Origin of the sequence: Singulisphaera photorubra (assembly GCF_045290345.1) — a bacterium.
Taxonomy (GTDB): domain Bacteria; phylum Planctomycetota; class Planctomycetia; order Isosphaerales; family Isosphaeraceae; genus Singulisphaera.
Genome location: NZ_CP155447.1, coordinates 10,372,657 through 10,390,916 on the forward strand (window position 1 = coordinate 10,372,657; position 18,260 = coordinate 10,390,916).

At 62.1% G+C, this 18,260-nt stretch carries 14 protein-coding genes; 10 read left to right on the top strand and 4 right to left on the bottom strand.

The genetic code is table 11. The annotated features are described in order from the left end of the window. Window positions 1-132: 132 nt before the first annotated feature. Complete coding sequence (locus tag V5E97_RS38720) at window positions 133-576, bottom strand: ACT domain-containing protein (protein WP_406696888.1); 444 nt, start codon at window positions 574-576, stop codon at window positions 133-135. 330 nt (window positions 577-906) lie between these two features. Continuing rightward, complete coding sequence (locus tag V5E97_RS38725; protein ID WP_406696889.1) at window positions 907-3,234, bottom strand: nuclear transport factor 2 family protein; 2,328 nt, start codon at window positions 3,232-3,234, stop codon at window positions 907-909. Between the two features lie 893 nt (window positions 3,235-4,127). Between V5E97_RS38725 and plsX the strand changes: the two genes are divergently transcribed. From plsX to V5E97_RS38775, 10 genes are all read left to right on the top strand, one after another. Next, complete coding sequence (gene plsX / locus V5E97_RS38730) at window positions 4,128-5,153, top strand: phosphate acyltransferase PlsX (RefSeq protein ID WP_406696890.1); 1,026 nt, start codon at window positions 4,128-4,130, stop codon at window positions 5,151-5,153. 121 nt (window positions 5,154-5,274) lie between these two features. After that, window positions 5,275-6,186: an ACP S-malonyltransferase gene (gene fabD / locus V5E97_RS38735; protein ID WP_406696891.1), complete on the top strand. Its 912-nt coding sequence runs from the start codon at window positions 5,275-5,277 to the stop codon at window positions 6,184-6,186. 168 nt (window positions 6,187-6,354) lie between these two features. Further along, a complete protein-coding gene (gene fabG, locus V5E97_RS38740) occupies window positions 6,355-7,128 on the top strand; it encodes a 3-oxoacyl-[acyl-carrier-protein] reductase (protein ID WP_406696892.1) in 774 nt (257 codons plus the stop codon). A gap of 399 nt (window positions 7,129-7,527) precedes the next feature. Further along, complete coding sequence (locus V5E97_RS38745; protein ID WP_406701288.1) at window positions 7,528-7,719, top strand: acyl carrier protein; 192 nt, start codon at window positions 7,528-7,530, stop codon at window positions 7,717-7,719. Window position 7,720: 1 nt separating this feature from the next. After that, entirely contained in the window at window positions 7,721-8,977 is a 1,257-nt protein-coding gene (gene fabF, locus V5E97_RS38750) for a beta-ketoacyl-ACP synthase II (protein WP_406696893.1), read from the top strand. Window positions 8,978-9,011: 34 nt separating this feature from the next. Beyond that, a complete protein-coding gene (gene moeB, locus V5E97_RS38755) occupies window positions 9,012-10,208 on the top strand; it encodes a molybdopterin-synthase adenylyltransferase MoeB (protein ID WP_406696894.1) in 1,197 nt (398 codons plus the stop codon). Between the two features lie 200 nt (window positions 10,209-10,408). Further along, the gene (gene nuoL / locus V5E97_RS38760) at window positions 10,409-12,766 is read left to right on the top strand and encodes an NADH-quinone oxidoreductase subunit L (RefSeq protein ID WP_406696895.1); all 2,358 of its coding nucleotides are present in this window, start codon (window positions 10,409-10,411) and stop codon (window positions 12,764-12,766) included. 89 nt (window positions 12,767-12,855) lie between these two features. Continuing rightward, window positions 12,856-14,595, top strand: coding sequence for a complex I subunit 4 family protein (locus V5E97_RS38765; RefSeq protein ID WP_406696896.1), 1,740 nt, complete (start codon window positions 12,856-12,858; stop codon window positions 14,593-14,595). Between the two features lie 84 nt (window positions 14,596-14,679). After that, the gene (locus tag V5E97_RS38770; RefSeq protein ID WP_406696897.1) at window positions 14,680-15,417 is read left to right on the top strand and encodes an SDR family NAD(P)-dependent oxidoreductase; all 738 of its coding nucleotides are present in this window, start codon (window positions 14,680-14,682) and stop codon (window positions 15,415-15,417) included. 178 nt (window positions 15,418-15,595) lie between these two features. After that, window positions 15,596-16,036 carry a hypothetical protein gene (locus tag V5E97_RS38775; protein WP_406696898.1) on the top strand — a complete coding sequence of 147 codons (441 nt, stop codon included), beginning with the start codon at window positions 15,596-15,598 and terminating at the stop codon, window positions 16,034-16,036. Between the two features lie 420 nt (window positions 16,037-16,456). Here the strand turns inward: V5E97_RS38775 and V5E97_RS38780 are convergent, their stop codons facing one another. Both V5E97_RS38780 and V5E97_RS38785 read right to left on the bottom strand, forming a co-directional pair. Beyond that, window positions 16,457-17,530, bottom strand: coding sequence for a DUF1559 family PulG-like putative transporter (locus tag V5E97_RS38780; protein WP_406696900.1), 1,074 nt, complete (start codon window positions 17,528-17,530; stop codon window positions 16,457-16,459). A 72-nt stretch (window positions 17,531-17,602) separates the two neighbouring features. Then, the gene (locus tag V5E97_RS38785; protein WP_406696901.1) at window positions 17,603-18,130 is read right to left on the bottom strand and encodes a hypothetical protein; all 528 of its coding nucleotides are present in this window, start codon (window positions 18,128-18,130) and stop codon (window positions 17,603-17,605) included. Between the last annotated feature and the right edge of the window lie 130 nt (window positions 18,131-18,260).

The following is an 18,260-nucleotide window of genomic DNA, read 5'->3' on the forward strand; positions in this document are numbered from 1 at the left end:
CCACGACCCCAGGATCGAGTGCCAGTTTCTAGGCTCGAGAGGGCGGGACAGGTTGCAAAGGGGGGGCAAACCGCGGGCGGAAGAAGCTCCGCCGCGGCTCGCTCGGTTCAGGATTGGAATGAGACCGACCGCTCAGCGCGTGTGCAGAGGCCTGCGGCCCGCCGCACGATCGACTCCGTTGGGCGACGCTTCGTTGAGAACCTGCAAGGCTCGCTTCGAGTTCGACGTCTGAAACACGCCGACGGCCTTGCCAGGCGCCGAACACGACGTATACGCGTACTCGACGTTGATGTGCTCCTCCGCGAGCCGCTCGAGAACCCGTGCCAGGGAGCCTGGTTGATTATCCATGGTGACGGCCAGGACTTCGGCACCCGTAAACTCGACGCCCAGGGAGGTCAGCACCTTCTTGGTCGGCTCGAGGTCATCGGTCACAAATCGAAAAACGCTCCGCTCAGACTTGTCCATGACCGACAGCGCCTTGATGTCGATCTTCTCATGCGCCAATGCCGAACAGATCTTGGCCAGCCGGCCAGGCTTGTTTTCGAGGTAGGCAGTCACTTCGTGGACGAATTCCATCGAATTGCCTCCAAGTGGTCAGGGTCTCAACAAAGGCATTCCGGTCTCATCCTGAGTTCACTTTCCACCGGAAGGGCCGGTGGTCCAAAGGCGTGGCGCAATCGCTGCCGTGGCTGCCTGCGTCCGATGGCTAATCATGCGAAAACGTATGAATCCCATCGTTGCGGATCTCCAAACTTCGTGCGATTTCGCGACGCCAATCTCCTGTGAATTGCACCGCGTTTCGAATCACTAACGAATCCAGACTCCATCGAATCGAAAGGACAAGTCGGCCGATGGGCGCGGGTCCGCGCCCAATCGGCCAGCCCATCCGCGACCGGTCGTCGCGGTCTAGCGGCCAGGCGCGGGGGAACCGGTGATGCCGGCCGGATCGGGCAAATTGGCCCCAGCGGCCCCCGGCAGATTCGGACCCCTGCGGCTGACCATCATCCGGAACAACCGGCTGACAGGCGTATCTGGACCGATCAGATTGGGAAATGACAATCGCCTGACGAACCGCACCTCGTTCGCATCCACGGCAACGGCAGCCGTCGCCGGAAACATCAAGGCTTTCAGAGCGGCATCCGAGGGAAGCTTCGCCGGGTCGATCCGGAGGATCAACGGAGCGGCCGTCGTCTTCGCTGCTCCCTCTGCTCCAGGCGCACCCGGTGCTCCAGGAGCCCCCGGTGCTCCAGGCGCCCCCGGTGCTCCGGGCAGTTGGTCGGGGGGGACGGCTCCGGCCGCCGGATCGCCCGCCAGTGCCCCAGCAGGAGGGGCCACCGCCGCGGCCGGATTTCCAGGGGCGGCCGCTTCGCCAGGACCGGCCGCTCCGGCGACTGGTTTCGGCTGGTTGAGCAAGCCCATCTGATTGATCCGTTTCTGCAACTCGCCAGGGAGACTCGCCAGCAATTTGGGTAGGTGCTCCCTCGGATCTTCAACATGAAGGAAAACCAGGTCCGAAGGGACCTGTTCGAGCGCCTCGGCAAATTCGTCGGCAGGAATCCAGCTAGCTTCCTTCTTGATCTCAAGCGCCTGCCTCGCCACTTCGGGAGCGGAGGCGATGACCAGGTATTTCGCTCCAACCCGAATGGTCGGTCGAAGCCCGGCCGGCAACCGTCCGAGCTCGCTCGGTACGTTGAGAACGAACGACTTCTCCGGCCCCGGCATCATCTTGAATTCCGGGGTAGGAAGCGCTTCGGGTCGACGCCGTCGAGATCCCCCGTCGCCCGGCTCAGCGCGATCGTCTGCCCCAGCTGGTGCGGCGGCCGCCGCCGCTGCCTCGGCCGCCGCTGCCGAATCCTGGATCCGGTTCCGGATCTCCTTGTTCAGCTCAATGACCAGAGTATCCAGGGCGCGTTCGACCGCAACCTTGTTATCAAACTCGAAAATCGCCACGAACCTGGGGAGAGGGGTCGTGCCAAGGACCATGGCCAGTGGATTCAATCGACTGGTGGTCGTATCGGCCGCCGCGGGCTTCGCCGAGGTCGTCGTGGCCGCTGGAGCGAGGTAGAACAACGCCTTCGGGCCGAGGTGAGCGAGGAGATCCTTCCGAAGCTGCAATCGCGCCCGCGCCTGAATCAACTCCTCGATCTTACCGAAGGTCTCCCCGAATGCCGGATTCGCTTCCTTGGCCACACTCGCCAGAGTTCCATAAACGTTCGCTGGCTTCATCGAGATCGCGGTGAACGAGCTGATCCCATCGGGCATCGTCAAAAGTGTTGATTTATCGAAGGTCGGCTGATCGAACAGCGCGAGCAACCCCTGACGCGGCGATTTGGCCTTCAGCCGCGCCACGGTCATGATCGCGTCGCCCGCGAGTCCCCAACGGTAGTCAACCCGGTCGACGCCGCGAATCTGCATTTTCTCGAAGAATAGCGAGGCCGCCGATTGTGGTTGATTCCAGGCGGCGCTATCGAAGAAGGCCAGTCCGACCGGTTCCATTCCCGCTTCGGGCTTCTCCAACTCGATTCGGACGGGATGCTCAATCGCGTTCGGTCGCTTGCCATCAAGGACTTCGCCAATCACATCCGCAGTCTCGGGCCCGTTGAGCGCGATGACAACGTCGTCCTTCTCGACCCACCATGCCCAGCTTGTGCCGGGCTGGGGTCCTCCCATCACCACGATCTGTCGTCCATTGCCACGTTTGGAAACCTGAGGCTTGACGGCCTGGTCTCCCTGCATGACCAGGAACCTGCCCGTGATCGGCCGAAGTTCCTTGCGTGCCGCGCCCCTCAACACCAAGACCGACGCCCACTTCGCGGGATGCTCAGGTACACCCGCGGCCGCGAACACGAACCCCGACTGGACGAGATTCTCGACCAGCTTGACGACTTCGCTCCCCGTAACGCGACGATCAGGGCGGTAGCTCAAGACCCGCTCGAGAATCTGGGCGCTGACGTCCTCGAGCATCACCCCCAGCGTGGTCTCGTTTAGCATCTTGTACGCCGCCGACTTCTGCCACGCTTCTCGGTGGGAGTCAAGCCCGGCGAATTCCGCATAGACAAAGAGATTGTCCCGCGGCGCATACCTGGCAAGCGGACTCGAATCGGGCACGGGCGCAGCCACCGCTTTCTTGGCCGATCCCGTCTGCGCATCCAGCGTCGTCGAGAGGCCCACGGAGAGGGTCAAGACGCCGCACGACCATCGGAGGAGGCGCAGACCGATCGGAATTCGACGCACGTGGCAGTCCTTTCGCGAAGACTCGAGAGATGTGGCACGAGTCGAGGCAAAGGGCAGGGGGGAAAGGTCGAGTTGGAATGAGACCTCGGCGGGGGGTTCCCGTCATCCCGGACCTTGCTCTCACCATCGAAACGATCCAACTGGCATCGTATGATCGAACAGCCTCCGCGCCAACACCCTGCCCGCATCCCCCGCGAAATGCGAGCCTGGAGTCCTCGTCGAGTGCTTTTCTGAAGACGGTGCCACCCGACCCGTTCGGTCATCGAATCAAATCGCGGCCTGCGCGGTGCCACAGGATCAAACCTCGGACCTCATGCCCCTCCAAATCGCCTTCCCTTCTCTCTTTAAACCAGTGAGCGGCCAACTCATCTGATGGTGAAGCGACGATCTCTGTCGGCGCATTAGAGCAGACACGAGGCATTCATGTTGACGCCCTGTCCGGTACAATAGGCTCGGTCCCGTTCCCGGTTCCAAACCGGTCGGCTTGAAATCGGCGGTTCGCGAAAAGTAGCCATTTCGAGTCGTCGGCAGCGGACCAGCGCCCGCCGACGTGGTCGAACGGACGGGCCACCCCTCGGGATCAACCTGAAGCGATTGCGCCGGAGGAGTTGGGGGCTCTGAAGTTCGGAGTGCGCTTGACAGTTTTTGAGCCGATACTCTAGGATACTTCGCGCCTGGCCTCAACTGATATGATGAACATCGGATTGGGGGCGAATCCGAAAGACCTTCCCGAGCCGGGCCCAACCTCGGTACGATGGGGAAGGACTTTCCTTCAGGACGTAAGCACGCCTTGTGGCGATTGTCACGGGATGCGAAGGCTGGGCTTCCCCCACCTTTCAGCATCCCGCTATTGTCTTGATATTTCTCTCGTTTTCCGCCTCGGAGATCCCCGCATGCGGATTGCCCTGGACGCTATGGGGGGCGATCATGCCCCCGGACCGATCGTTGCCGGCGCCGTTGAAGCCGTCCACGATCAGCCGGGCTTGACCGTCGTTCTCGTCGGCGACCGCGATCGGATCGAGGCCGAACTGGCCAAAACGCCCCAGGCGGACCTCGACCGTTTACCGATTATCCACGCCAGCCAAGTCATTGGCATGGAAGAGAAACCCGTCGAGGCGCTCCGAAAGAAGCGTGATAACTCGATCTCAAAATGCTGGGGCTTGATGGCCTCCGGCGATGTGAAGGCCGTGGTCTCCGCCGGAAATACCGGAGCCATGGTCGGCTCGGCTCTGTTCAACAACAAAATGTTCTTGCCGGGCGTCCGCCGTCCGGGGATTGCCGCGATCTTCCCGTCCCACCAGGGGCCGATCGTCATCATTGACGTCGGCGCCAACATGAACGCCAAGGCTGAAGATCTCTATCAGTACGGCGTCATGGGCTCGATTTACGCCGAGACGATCCTGGGCGTCTCCGAACCCAAGATCGGCTTGCTCAACGTCGGAGCCGAGGACGACAAGGGAACCGATCTCACCAAGTCGACCCGCGCGATCTACCAGAAGAGTCCGCTGGCTCATCGCTTCGTCGGCAACGTCGAGGGCCGTGACATCTACGAGGGGCATGCCCGCGTGGTCGTCTGCGAGGGGTTCGTCGGCAACGTCCTACTGAAGGCAGGGGAGGGAGCGGTCGACTTCCTGTTCGCCACGCTCAAGCAGGAGTTGGCCCGCCTCCTTGGCGCGATGCCCGCCGAAGCCGGCCAGGCCATGGCGAGCGGACTCAGCGCGCTCAAGGCACGGTTCGAGTATGAGGAATTCGGGGGCGCCCCTCTCCTCGGGATCCGCGGGGCCTGCATCATTTGCCACGGTTCGTCCGGCGATCGCGCGATCAAGAACGCGCTTCGCGTCGCGAGCACCATGGCCGAGGACGAGCTCAACCAACTGATCGTCGAGCAGATCGCCGCCGGTCATATCGCAGAGGTGTGAGGTCGGTTCGTCGTCGAGGCGGCAACCACGCTCGCAAACAGCTCAATTCGAGGGTCCGAACCCTGCTCCTCCGGAGAAAGATTTCCATGCAGAGCCTCTCGAACTCAAGGTAAACGACCCGATGCCCAAGATTGCCTTTCTCTTCCCCGGCCAAGGAGCACAGACCGTCGGCATGGGCCGCGAGCTCGACAGCGAATTGCCGGCCGCTCGTTCGCTGTTCGACCGCGCGGGCGAGATCCTCGGCTTCGACCTCCGGAAACTCTGCTTCGAGGGACCGGCCGAGGCTCTCGAATCGACCGACGTGAGCCAGCCAGGGATTTTCGTCGCCAGTCTGGCGGCGCTTGAAAGCTTGAAGGTGAGCCAGCCCGACGTCGTCGAGGCGTGCCAAGGAGCGGCAGGGCTCAGCCTCGGCGAATACACCGCCCTGGTCTTTGCCGGGTCACTCGATTTCGAGGCTGGCCTGAAAGTGGTCCAGGCTCGCGGTCAGGCGATGCAGGCAGCCGCACTGGCCACACCCAGCGGAATGACCAGCGTGCTCGGCCTCGACGAGCCGGCGATCGACGAACTCTGCCGTCGGGTCGCACCGCACGGCCGCCTCTGGAAAGCCAACCTGCTCGGTCCCGGCAATATCGTCGTCTCCGGCGAGACCTCCGCCCTGGCTCAGCTCGAACCGATCGCCTCGGAACTCGGTGCGTCACGGGTGATCCCCCTGAAGGTGGCGGGGGCCTTCCACTCGGATCTCATGAAACCGGCCGACGACCGACTCGCCGAGGCGCTCGGCTCGACAGCGATCGCCCCGCCGCGAATCCCGGTCTACTCGAATGTCGATGCGGCCGCACATTCCGATCCCGACGACCTGAGGCGGACACTGGTCGCGCAGGTGGTCGGTGGAGTGCGCTGGGAAGACTCGATGCGACGAATGATGGCGGATGGCTTCGACACGTTTTACGAGGTGGGTCCCGGACGCGTCTTGACCGGTCTCTTGAAGCGAATCGATCGCAAGACCCGATGCACGAGCATCCCGGCCCGTTGATTCCGCCCTGCGGGGCCTCGACATCCTTACCGTCGGTCCCGCCGCAGCTCGCGGCGGGTGAGATTGGGGTTGTGGGGGCCGCTCGGCCGAGATTATAACGATTCTCAACGTCCCGCCACGGCGTGGTTTTCGGCGAATTTGATCCCCGCGAGAGGATGGAAGCGAACAATGGCCAGCGGCGATAGTCCTTCAGGATGTCGAGTCGATTTGAGCGGTCAGGTGGCGATGGTGACCGGAGCCTCGCGCGGGATCGGTCGAGCGATCGCGACTCGGCTGGCAGCCTGCGGCGCCACCGTGGCGGGCATCGCACGGACTGTGGAGGGCCTCGAAGAGACGCTCAAGACGATCCGAGACGCGGGAGGGACCGCCGAGGGCTATGCCGCCAACGTCGCCGACTCAGCCGACGTCAACCGGGTCGTGGAAGAGGTCGAAGCGAAATTCGGCAAAATTCAGATCCTGGTCAATAATGCCGGCATTACCCGCGACGGCCTCGTCCTCCGCATGGAAGACGATGCCTGGGATGACGTCATCGACACCAATCTGAAGGGCACGTTTCTCTTCTCGAGAGCCGTCGGCGCCATCATGATGCGCGGCCGGTACGGCCGGATCATCAACATCAGCAGCGTCTCGGGCCTGATGGGCAACCCGGGCCAGGCCAATTACTCGGCGAGCAAGGCGGGAGTCATCGGTTTCAGCCGGACGATCGCCCGCGAGCTGGCCGCCCGCAACATCACGGTCAACGTGATCGCCCCCGGGTTCATCACCACCGACATGACCGACGCACTCCCCGACAAGATCAAGAGCGAGGTCAAAGACCGCGTTCCCCTTCGAAGGCTCGGGACTCCCGATGACATTGCCGACTTGGCGTGCTATCTTGCCGGACCCGGCGCAAGCTACCTGACCGGCCAAGTCATCGCCGTCGACGGTGGGATGACGGCTTGAACCAACCGGTGAGGGGGGAGCAGAGCGGTTCGCCCCGTTCTCACGGTCGAGAAGCGATATAAATCGGCGATGGTGATCCCCAGGCCGATCCTTCCGTAGACATTGCGGCCAGGGATTGGTAACTTGAGACGTTTTACAGGATCCACGGCCCTGAAGTTCGAAGCCGAGGCTCTTTACGACCGATAACTCTGAGGATTCCCTCGCTACATCCCGGCGGCTTCTGCCGCCGCGATCCGGTGGGGGGTGTCTCAACGCCACACCGACGATGCGCCTCGGTGCCCGAACGCGAACCGTCATGCCCAGTGGTGCCACCCGACCCGACTCGAAAGCTTAGACCAGAAATCAGGAGGTTCGCCCGTGTCCGTGGAAGAACGCGTGATCGAGATCGTCAGCGAGCAGATGGGGGTAGCCAAGGACCAGGTGACCCGGGAAACCTCATTCGTCAACGACCTGGGTGCCGACTCGCTCGACACCGTGGAACTGGTGATGGAGTTCGAAGAAGAGTTCGACATCACCATCCCCGATGAAGAGGCCGAGAAGATTCAGACTGTCGGCCAAGCGATCCTATACATCGAGGAACATACGAAGTAATATGGGTAAGTCACGCCGAGTCGTCATCACCGGCATGGGGGTGGTCACGGCCCTGGGCGACACACTGGACCGATTCTGGTCGTCGCTCTGCGCGGGCCAAAGCGGCGTTGGACCGCTATCCCTCTTTGATACGAGCGAGTTCAAGGTCCACTTCGGCGGCCAGGTTCCTGACTGGGATCCCGTAGCACGGTTTGGAGCCAAGGAAGCGCGTCACTTGGATCGGTTCGCGCAATTCGCGATGGCCGCCAGCATGTCGGCCGTCGAGGATTCGGGAATCGATTTCGAGCGCTATCCCGCTCACACCTGCGGCGTCATCATCGGATCGGGAATCGGCGGGCTCACCGAGTTTGAGACCCAACACTCGATTATGCGCGAGAAGGGTCCGTCTCGGATCAGCCCGTTCACGATCCCGAAGTTGATGGTCAATGCGGCCAGCGGCCAGGTCTCGATCCGCTGGGGTTTGTGCGGACCGAACACGGCAATCGCGACGGCCTGCGCGTCGGCGGCCAACGCCATCGGCGACGCGTTCAAACTCATCCAGTCGGGCTTGGCCGACGTCATGATCACCGGCGGAAGCGAAGCCGCGATCACGCACATGGGACTGGGAGGGTTCGCCTCGATGCGGGCCTTGTCCACCCGGAACGACGATCCGACTCGCGCCAGCCGTCCCTTCGACCGTGACCGGGACGGCTTCGTCCTGGCTGAAGGGGCCGGAATCATGCTCCTCGAGTGCGAGGAGGTTGCGCGAGCCCGTGGGGCGCGCATCTATGCCGAAGTACTCGGTTACGGGATGTCGGCCGACGGATCGCACATCACGGCTCCCGACGAGCAAGGCCGAGGCGCAGCCCGCGCCATGAACCTTTGTCTCAACGACGCACGTGTTTCACCCGATGGCGTTGATTATGTCAATGCTCACGGTACGAGCACCGGTCTGGGAGACCTGGCCGAGACTCGGGCGATGAAGACCGTCTTCGGTTCCCACGTCAGCCGGCTCCAGATCTCCAGCACCAAGAGTGAGCTGGGCCACCTCCTGGGCGCCTCGGGAGGGGTAGAGCTGATTGCTTCCGCCCTGGCGATTCATACGGACGTGCTCCCCCCGACGATCAACCTCGACCACCCGGGCGAGGGATGCGACCTCGACTATATTCCGAACGTCGCACGCGAAGTGAAGGTCGAGCGGGTCATGTCCAACAGCTTCGGGTTCGGCGGGCACAACGCCAGCCTCCTGATCGGCCGTTACCGGCCCAGTGACGCCTAGGTCGGACGTATTCCAGGTTAGGCACCACAAGACGATGAACATACCTCCGATTGATCTCCTCGGCGAGCGGCCTGCCGCTTCGCCGCTTTCCTCCGCTGAAATTCAGCGCTACGCTCGGCATCTCATCATGCCGGAGGTCGCAATGAATGGTCAGCAGAGGCTCAAGGCTTCCAAGGTCCTCTGTATTGGAACAGGGGGCCTCGGAGCTCCCTTGACCCTCTATCTGGCCGCCGCGGGGGTCGGCACGATCGGTCTGGTCGACTTCGACGTCGTCGACGTGTCGAATCTCCAGCGCCAAATCATCCACTTCACCGCGGACGTCGGCCGCCCCAAGGTCACGAGCGCTCAAGAGAAGCTCCAGGCGATCAATCCCGAGCTGAAGATCATTCGGCACGAGCACCCGATCGACAGCAGCAACGCCCTGGAGATCTTCGCCGACTACGACGTGATCGTGGATGGCACCGACAACTTCCCGACCCGCTACCTCGTCAACGACGCGTGCGTGCTTCTGGGCAAGCCGAATGTCTACGGATCGATCTTTCGATTCGACGGCCAAGCGTCGGTTTTCTTCCCACCGCATGGTCCCTGCTACCGCTGCCTCTATCCCGAACCGCCTCCCCCCGACCTCGTGCCGAACTGCGCCGAGGGGGGTGTATTGGGGATCCTGCCCGGGCTGATCGGAATCGTTCAAGCCACCGAAACGGTGAAACTTCTGCTGGGGACCGGACGCCCGCTGACCGGCCGACTCCTTCTCTACGACGCTCTCGACATGAGCTTCCGCGAGATGAAAGTGCGGAAGAACCCCAAATGTCCGATCTGCGGCCCCAACCCGACGATCACCGGCCTGATTGATTATCAGCAGTTTTGCGGAGTCCCGGTCGTTGATCCCGCGGTGGCGACGACGGCTTCCGGGAACGACACGATCACCCCGCTGGAACTCAAGGGGATGCAAGATCGGGGAGAACAGCCCTTCATCCTCGACGTCCGCAACCCTGAGGAAATTGCCATCTGCCGGATCGCCGGGTCGACCGTCATCCCATTGCCTGAGCTTCCCAATCGGCTCGCGGAACTCCAGCGCGATCGAGCGATGATCGTCCACTGCAAAAGTGGCGTCCGAAGCGCGAAGGCGATTGCCTTGCTGAACGAGGCCGGATTCAGTCGACTTCAGAACCTCACGGGTGGAATTCTGGCCTGGATCAAGGATGTGGATCCGACGCTGCCGACCTATTGATTGAGAGCCGAACCAACGGCGTTTCCGCGATATAAGGGGTCCTGCTGACGATCGCTCTCGAGCCCTTAGCTGACAGTCGACCGAATCCGTGAAGGGCTCTACCGGCAGGGGGTTGCAAAGCGCAAACCCCTGTGCCATATTTCACCCTCTCCCCGGACGACCCTCCAGCACCAGGACACCGACATGATCGAGGGGACGAAATGAGCTGGCAGGCAGGACTTTACGTAGCCGCGGTGCTAATTCCCTTGGCCGCGTTTACCATCGAGTTAATCGGGATCCGCCTGCTCGGCCGTTTGAACGCCTACCTGGCGACTGGGGCCATCGGCCTCTCATTCCTCCTGAGCGCGGTCGGTTTTTTCCAGTACTTCTTCGTGGAAGCGGAAGGGGTCCTGGCCTCGCACCATCCACACGCCGCGGCCCATGCCGAACCAGGCGCAACGGCGGAAGCGGCCGAGCCCGAGGGGTCGCACGCGGAGAAAGCGGAGCACGCCAAGGGACCACTCGTCTGGCGTGCCAGCTACAACTGGGTCATCGGGGGCACCCAGGCCGTCCCCGTGGTGGGCCGGCTTGCCGGGCCCGCGTTGGTGATCCCGCTAGCCGTTCATATCGACAACCTTACCGTGATCATGTTCTTGATGGTCACGTTTATCGCGACGTTGATCCACATCTACTCGATGGGGTACATGCACGACGACGCGGGCTACCCGCGGTTCTTCACGTACCTCTCGCTCTTCTGCTTCTCGATGCTCGGCCTGGTCGCGTCGGCCAACGTCTTCATGATCTTCATCTTCTGGGAGTTGGTCGGGGTCTGCTCTTACCTCCTGATCGGCTTCTGGTACGAGGAGAAGAAGAATTGCAACGCGGCGAACAAGGCGTTCATCGTCAACCGCGTGGGTGACATCGGGATGCTCATCGGCCTGGGCCTGATCTGGACCAGTTTCGGCACCTTCGATATCCACACGATCAACCACTCGCTTCGTGATCAAACGGGGCGACTCAATGTGGAAGCGTCAACCGTAGGGGACACTGCGGTCGTCACGCTTTACGACCAGGAAAGTGGGCTGGCCCTCAAAAATGAGGTGACCGGCAAGCCGTTACAGATTCCGTTTTGGGCTTTGACCCTGGCGGGGCTCGGCATCTTCGCCGGATGTGCTGGCAAGAGTGCCCAGTTCCCCCTCCACGTCTGGCTCCCGGACGCGATGGCTGGTCCGACCCCTGTTTCCGCCTTGATCCACGCGGCCACAATGGTGGCGGCAGGCGTTTACTTGGTGGGCCGTTTCTTTCCGCTCTTCACACCGGATGTTCAACTCTACATCGCCTACACCGGGGGAATCACCCTCTTCATCGCGGCCACGATCGCGACGGTGCAGACCGATTACAAGAAGGTGCTCGCGTACTCGACCGTCAGCCAGCTCGGCTTCATGATGCTCGGACTTGGAGTCGGGGGTTGGGCCGCCGGGCTCTTCCACCTCCTGACGCACGCCTTCTTCAAGGCGCTCCTGTTCTTGGGTGCGGGAAGTATCTACCACGCCGTCCACACCTACGAAATGCCGGTGCTGGGTGGCTTGCGTAAGAAGATGCCGATCACTGCTTACACAATGCTCGCAGCGACGCTCGCGATCTCGGGCGTGCCGCTCTTCAGCGGATTTTATTCGAAGGATGCGATCCTCGCTTCTTCGATCTACTTCGTCTTCGGCGAGCACAATCCTCAGCACATTCTCCTGTTCCTGCTCCCTGCGTTCGGAGCAGCGCTGACCGCCTTCTACATGTTCCGGATGTGGTTCCTGGTCTTCGCTGGCGACCCCCGCGGCTACCCGGCGGCAGCCCACGGGCACGCTGGTGCGCATGAGCACGGCGACCACCACCATGGCAATCCGTACGACCACGCTCATGAGAGCCCTCCGATCATGACATGGCCGCTCATGATTCTGGCCGTGCCCACGATCATCATCGGCTACCCGTTTACGATTCTGCCGGTCTCGACCTCGGACATCGCCAAACCGGTCGTCGAGCGGATGCTCGAATACGGCGAACCGGTTGTCAGACAAGTTCATGTTGAATCGCTCCACCAGTCGCACTTGCTCGCGATGGGCGCTTCGGTGTTGATCCTCGCGGTCGGCGTCGGCCTGGGCATCCTCTTCTACGCTCCGCCGCTCCCGTACGTCTTTCGGAAGCGGCAGGATGCTCGCGTGGCCGCCGAGCGACTTGGCGGGATCTACGGCTTCTTCGTCAACAAGTGGTATTTTGACGAACTCTATGACCTCGCCTTCGTGCAACCGACGTTGGCTCTCACCCGGCTCTGTAGCGAGTTCGATAAGCGGGTCATCGATGCCGCGGTCAACGGCGTGGCGAAAGTGACTCTCCTCGTGAGCAAGGCAGAAGGGGTCTTCGATCGGGTCGCCGTCGACTCGCTGGTGAACCTGACCGCGCGGACCGTCTATTCCGTGGGTAACTGGAGCCGCGGGATCCAGACCGGCCGCATCCGAAACTACCTGATGTTCCTGGCTGTCGCCTTGGTCGGCTTGTTCGTAGGCGTCTTCGCCTGGGTTCGCCCCTGACCTTGAGCGAACTGGACCGGGTCCGTTCGCCGTACCGCCGTACAACGTCCTTCCACGACCTTGACTCTCTTCGAAGTGGTGCCAACGTCATGAGCGACGATCTTTTGCTGACCCTGCTCTGGCTGCTCCCTTTGCTCGGAGCCATCGGCGTCCTCTTGATCCCTAAGCGGGCCGAGACGGCGATCAAAGGGACCGCACTGGCGATCACGCTCGCGACCTTTGCCCTGACGCTGGTGGCCTACAGCGCTTACGTCCAGCCTGGCTCGAACGCCTCGGCCCCGTTACGCGAACGAGCCGAGCGCAACTCGCTCACCAGCACGACCTCCGCGGAGAACCCGTCCGTCAGCGAAGTCGGACCGGCACTCGGCGACCTGGTGGTGCGGCGGACCTGGATCCCCTACTTCAACATCCAGTATTATCTCGGCCTGGATGGGATCAGCCTGAGCCTGGTTCTCCTCACCGGCCTGGTGAGCGTGCTGGCCTGCCTGGCGTCGTGGAAGATCGACAAGCAGGTGAAGGGATATTTCTCCCTCTACCTGCTGCTCACGGCGAGCATGATGGGCGTCTTCCTCTCGCTCGACATGTTCCTCTTCTACGTCTTCTTCGAAGTCATGCTGCTGCCGATGTACTTCCTGATCGGCGTTTGGGGCGGTGAGAACCGCGAGTATGCGGCCATCAAGTTCCTGCTCTACACGCTCTTCGGGTCGGTCTTTATTCTCGTCGCCATCCTGCTGCTCTACTTCTGGCCGGGCGATCCGCTGGTGGCGGGCGTGCCCCAAGCCATGCTCCACGGCCAGGTGTTCAGCGCCCACTCCTTCGACCTCGTGGCTCTGGCCCAGATCGCCAGCGAGACGGGTTATTACGGCGTCTCCGTCCAGCGCTGGATCTTCGGCCTCTTCCTGGTTGGATTCTGCATCAAGCTGCCGTCGTTCCCGTTCCACACATGGTTGCCCGACGCTCACGTGCAGGCCCCGACCCCGATCAGCATGATCCTCGCGGGCGTCTTGCTCAAGATCGGCGGCTACGGCCTGATCCGGCTCGCCTGGCCGCTCGCGCCGCAGGGTGCGATTGAGTTCGCCTACCCGGTCGCCATCCTGGGTGTCTTCAGCATCCTCTATGGGGCCCTGGTGGCGATGGCGCAGACCGACTTCAAGAAGCTGGTCGCCTATAGCTCGGTCAGCCACATGGGCTATGTGACGCTCGGCATGGCCGCGATGAACCTCACAGACGATCCTCGCTACTACGCCTTCGGCGTCAACGGCGCGATGTTCATGATGATCGCGCACGGGATCACCTCCACCGGCATGTTCTTCTTGGTGGGCGTCATCTATGAACGTGCCCACACCCGTGACCTCAAGAAGCTGGGGGGGCTGCTCACCTCGATGCCCGCCTATGGAGCCGTCTCGTTCCTGATCTTCTTCGGATCGATGGGACTGCCGGGGCTCTGCGGGTTCATCGCCGAAGCGTTCGTGGTTCTTTCCACATTCAACTACAGCAAGCTGCTGGCCATTCTCGCGGCCGCCGCCGTGGTCCTGACCGCCGCCTATATCCTCTGGACGCTTCAACGCGTCTTCCTCGGCCGGAACGAGCAATACCGCGGTCTGCCCGACCTTAGCCCCCGCGAGTGGGCAATCTCGATCCCGTTGGTCGTCCTCACCGTCGCCTTGGGTGTCTTTCCCCAGCAATTCCTGCTGAGCTGGATGAGCCCGTCGGTCGAGTTGATGGTTCGCGACGTCGCCATCGCATCCAGCCGGTTGGAAACCAGCGAGGCTGCCCGTCAGGCCAAGGTTGTCTCTGAAGTAGCCACCCCCGTGGTCCAAAACCGCTGAGAACGCTCGGCAGGACTTTATCAGTCGTCCGACGGAGAGGGCGATTTCCTCTCCGCGACCGACTCGCTCCGAGGTTGACGTGCAATGGGCCGGGAACGTGTCGCGCTGGTGACGGGGTCGGCAACGGGAATCGGCCGGGCAGTGGCCTGGCGATTCGCCAGCCTTGGTTTCGCGGTCACGGTCAACTACTCGAAGTCGCGGACCGAGGCTGAGGAGACAGCCGACGGTGTTCGCGAACGGGGCGGAGAGGCGCTCGTTGTTCAGGCGGACGTCGCCGACGACACGGCGGTGCGTGCCATGGTCGAACGGACCGCCGAGGAGTTCGGCGGGCTCGACGTCCTCGTGAACAACGCGGCGACCACGTTCTTCGTCGCACACCATGACCTGGAAGGACTGACCGACCAGGTCTGGGACGAGATCCTCGGCGTGAACCTGAAAGGCACCTTCTTCGCCTGCCGCGCCGCAATGCCCTACCTCAAGGTGCGCAAGGGGAACATCGTCAACATCGCCTCGGTGGCAGGCGTGGCGGGGTCGGGGAGCTCGATCGCCTACGCAGCGAGTAAAGGGGGGGTCATCACCATGACCAAGAGCCTGGCGAAGGCGTTTGCCCCGGAGGTTCGGGTCAATGCCGTCGCTCCCGGCCCGGTTCAAACCCGATGGCTCGCCGACCACCAAGACATGGTCGAGCAAGCGATGAAGTCGACTCCTCTGAAACGGCCCGCCTCGGCCGACGACATCGCGGACGTCACCCTCTTCCTCGCCAACGGTACCTCATTGATGACCGGCCAGGTTCTCGTCGCTGACGGCGGACGAACCATCTGAACACGAGCCGCGCCAGCCGCCCCCCGACGATGTCACGGTTCCGGTTGGTTGCACCGACTCAATATGATCTGACCTTGCGTCGATCCGCGGGCCAGAGTAACTTGCCGCTCGCCCCTACACCCACGTCACTGCACCATTTCCGGAGGGTTTCTCGAATCAACCAAAAGGAGTGGAGCCGATGCAGGGCAGGTCATGGATGGCCGCTTTGACCGTCGCCGTGGGGATCGTTCTTCCTCTCGCTCGTCAGGCGAACGCCGACGAGAAACCAGCGACAAAAGGAAACACCGTCTACCTTCAGTTGCGGATCGCCGGGCTCGACCGCGACGGGTGCGACGTCGAAATCAAGCCCAGTCACTCGGGCTGCCAATTCCGCACGGTCCGCCAGCACGTCGATCAAACTGGCTTGCAGACCCTTCGACTCGACGACGTGAAAACCTCCAGCGCCGATCGTGAGTGCGCGTTCTCGATCACGATCCGTGAAGCTGGCCAGGCCACCCGGACCGTTCGACGTGGCCTGAGACTGGCCGCGCCCGAGACTGCCCCTTTTTCAACGATGGAATGCTTTATCAGCTCCCCTTCCAAACTCGCCAAGGCCGAACAGGAAAAGCGGACCCGCTGATCTTCGAAGCCAACGACAGAGAGATCGGGAGCAGTCCACCTTGGGTGAGCGCCAAGCTTCTCGTACAGACATCTCGACTTTTTGCTCCTTAAAACCCAGTCGGGTTCGTCCCCAAAGCCGTTCTCATCGGTAAGCTCCTTGCAGCCCCGACTGGTATGGCCACTCATCGCCCTTTCAGGGCCGCCAGTGTCGGTCATGACCTGCCTGTCGAAGATTCTCCGCAGGCGGGTTGAGTTGGCATCGCCCAGCCGAGTCGACCGCGAGCGCAAGTCGTTGCAACGAGCCCGTGGTCCTTGCCCCCAGCCATCCGACTCGACCGACCTCGCACTTGCCCCGACCCAAATGAAAAAAATGGCCCGAGATCCAAGGGGATCTCGGGCCTCGCTCTTGTTTCCGGTTTGCGGGGCGGACGACCACGGGTCAGAACGAGTCGGCCGAGACCACCTCGCCGCCCGATAGGGTCACAAGGCTGCGGAGGGTGATGACGCTGATACTGTCCTTGATGAATCGGACGCTGCCATCGCCAAACAGAGCGTTGACCCCGCCCGAGTGGAACGAGAACAACTCATCGTTGGCCCCGGCGTTATTGCCGGCCGTACCGAGCGTGGCGGGCCACGGGGTGGATTCTTTCATCGGGCGAGCCTTGTTGTTGGGCTGTCCGGAAACCCCATAAGCACCGTCCGGCTCGGCCCAGCGCCAGTAGCGTCGATACGCGCTCTGGCCACCGCCTGGTCCCTGTCCCAGGATGGGACGGGAATTGGTGCCGTCGTAATAGCCTTCCGTATACGGGCTCAGGAAGCTTTCGTCACGACCTGCGTCCTCTCCGATGGCCATCGTGTTACTCGTGCCGTCGATAACCTCGGCGATGCGGGTCTGTCCTTCCTTCAAGAGGCCGTTCGCACGAGAGGTCTTGAGCCGGAAGGGCGTCGCGGCAGAGTAAGCCGTGGACTGGCCCGTCGGGTTGATGTCGGTGTAGCAGGTGGCGCCGTAGTCGGAATAGCCGTAGCCTTTATTGCCCCCCGCAGCCTCCTCGGGCGAATTCGCAGCGGTGCTCCAGGAGTCGCGTCCGGTGCCGCTCCGAGCGGACGAGGGACACAGATAGACGCTCACCACGGTCGAAGCCCCGGTGTAATTCATCCCGGTTTGCTCGTTGTAGTCCACGGAGAAGTTCAGCGTGTTGAACGTGGCCCCCCCTTCCATGTAGGGCAGGATGCGCGCCAATGTGCTCCAGCCGCCGTCAACGAATTGCGTGGAGGGGGGTGACGTCTTGTAATTCGTCGACTCGCCCGCGGGCGGGAAACTCCCGTTGCTGCTCTCGTAGTTGTGCAAGGCCAGGCCGAGTTGCTTGAGATTGTTGGTGCACTGAGAGCGGCGAGCCGCCTCTCGGGCTGCCTGAACCGCGGGCAACAGGAGTGCGATCAGCACCGCGATGATCGCGATCACCACGAGAAGTTCGATCAAAGTAAAACCGGACTGCCGCGTTCCCGATCTCATCAGTGGTTCCTTGTTCTAGTCTCTTGCAAATTAAACCATGTCACTCAGCGAGCATGTTTTTTAAACAGACGCTCAGTTGTGAAACCGAACCGAAGCAACCGATCTGAGGGACGTCTTCTGGAGGCGAATCGGCGGCAGGTCATTCGGCTCGGGCTTCACGGTCACCTTCAGCCCCGAGGTCTCCTCGTCAGCATACTGGGGAGGAAACGGCAGTTTTCGTTGATTCACGCTCCGGCTTCCCGGCTTCGCAACGGCAAGTTTTGATTCGTTAGGCGTAATCTTGACCCGAAATTCTCCCGCGGGTGCGCCCTCACCCGACTCACCCGTGCTGAGTGAAAATGCCCCGTCTGCACCGATCGTTCCGGAGGACTCGATCATCAACTCCCCCAGAGGGAGAAAGACGACGCGGCCGGAGGTCAGTGGCTGGCCGTCGGGCAACAGAATCTTGCCCTTGACCGGATAGACGGTGACCTTGCCAGCGGCATCGGACGAGCCACAGCCAGCAAGGGCAGAGAGGACGACACAGCCCAGCCAGATGGGTCGACGACTTGAACGAATCCTACCCGTCAGCGATTGGAATCTTTCAAATAACATGCTCATGTCACATCGGGTTCCAGAAAACGATCGGCCACGCTTGGAAGCCATTCCTGTCACCAAAGGCGTCCCGACGCCTGGGATGCTTCACACGTCGAACTCAAGCCCAGCGCGCAGAGCGAACCCAGACGATCCA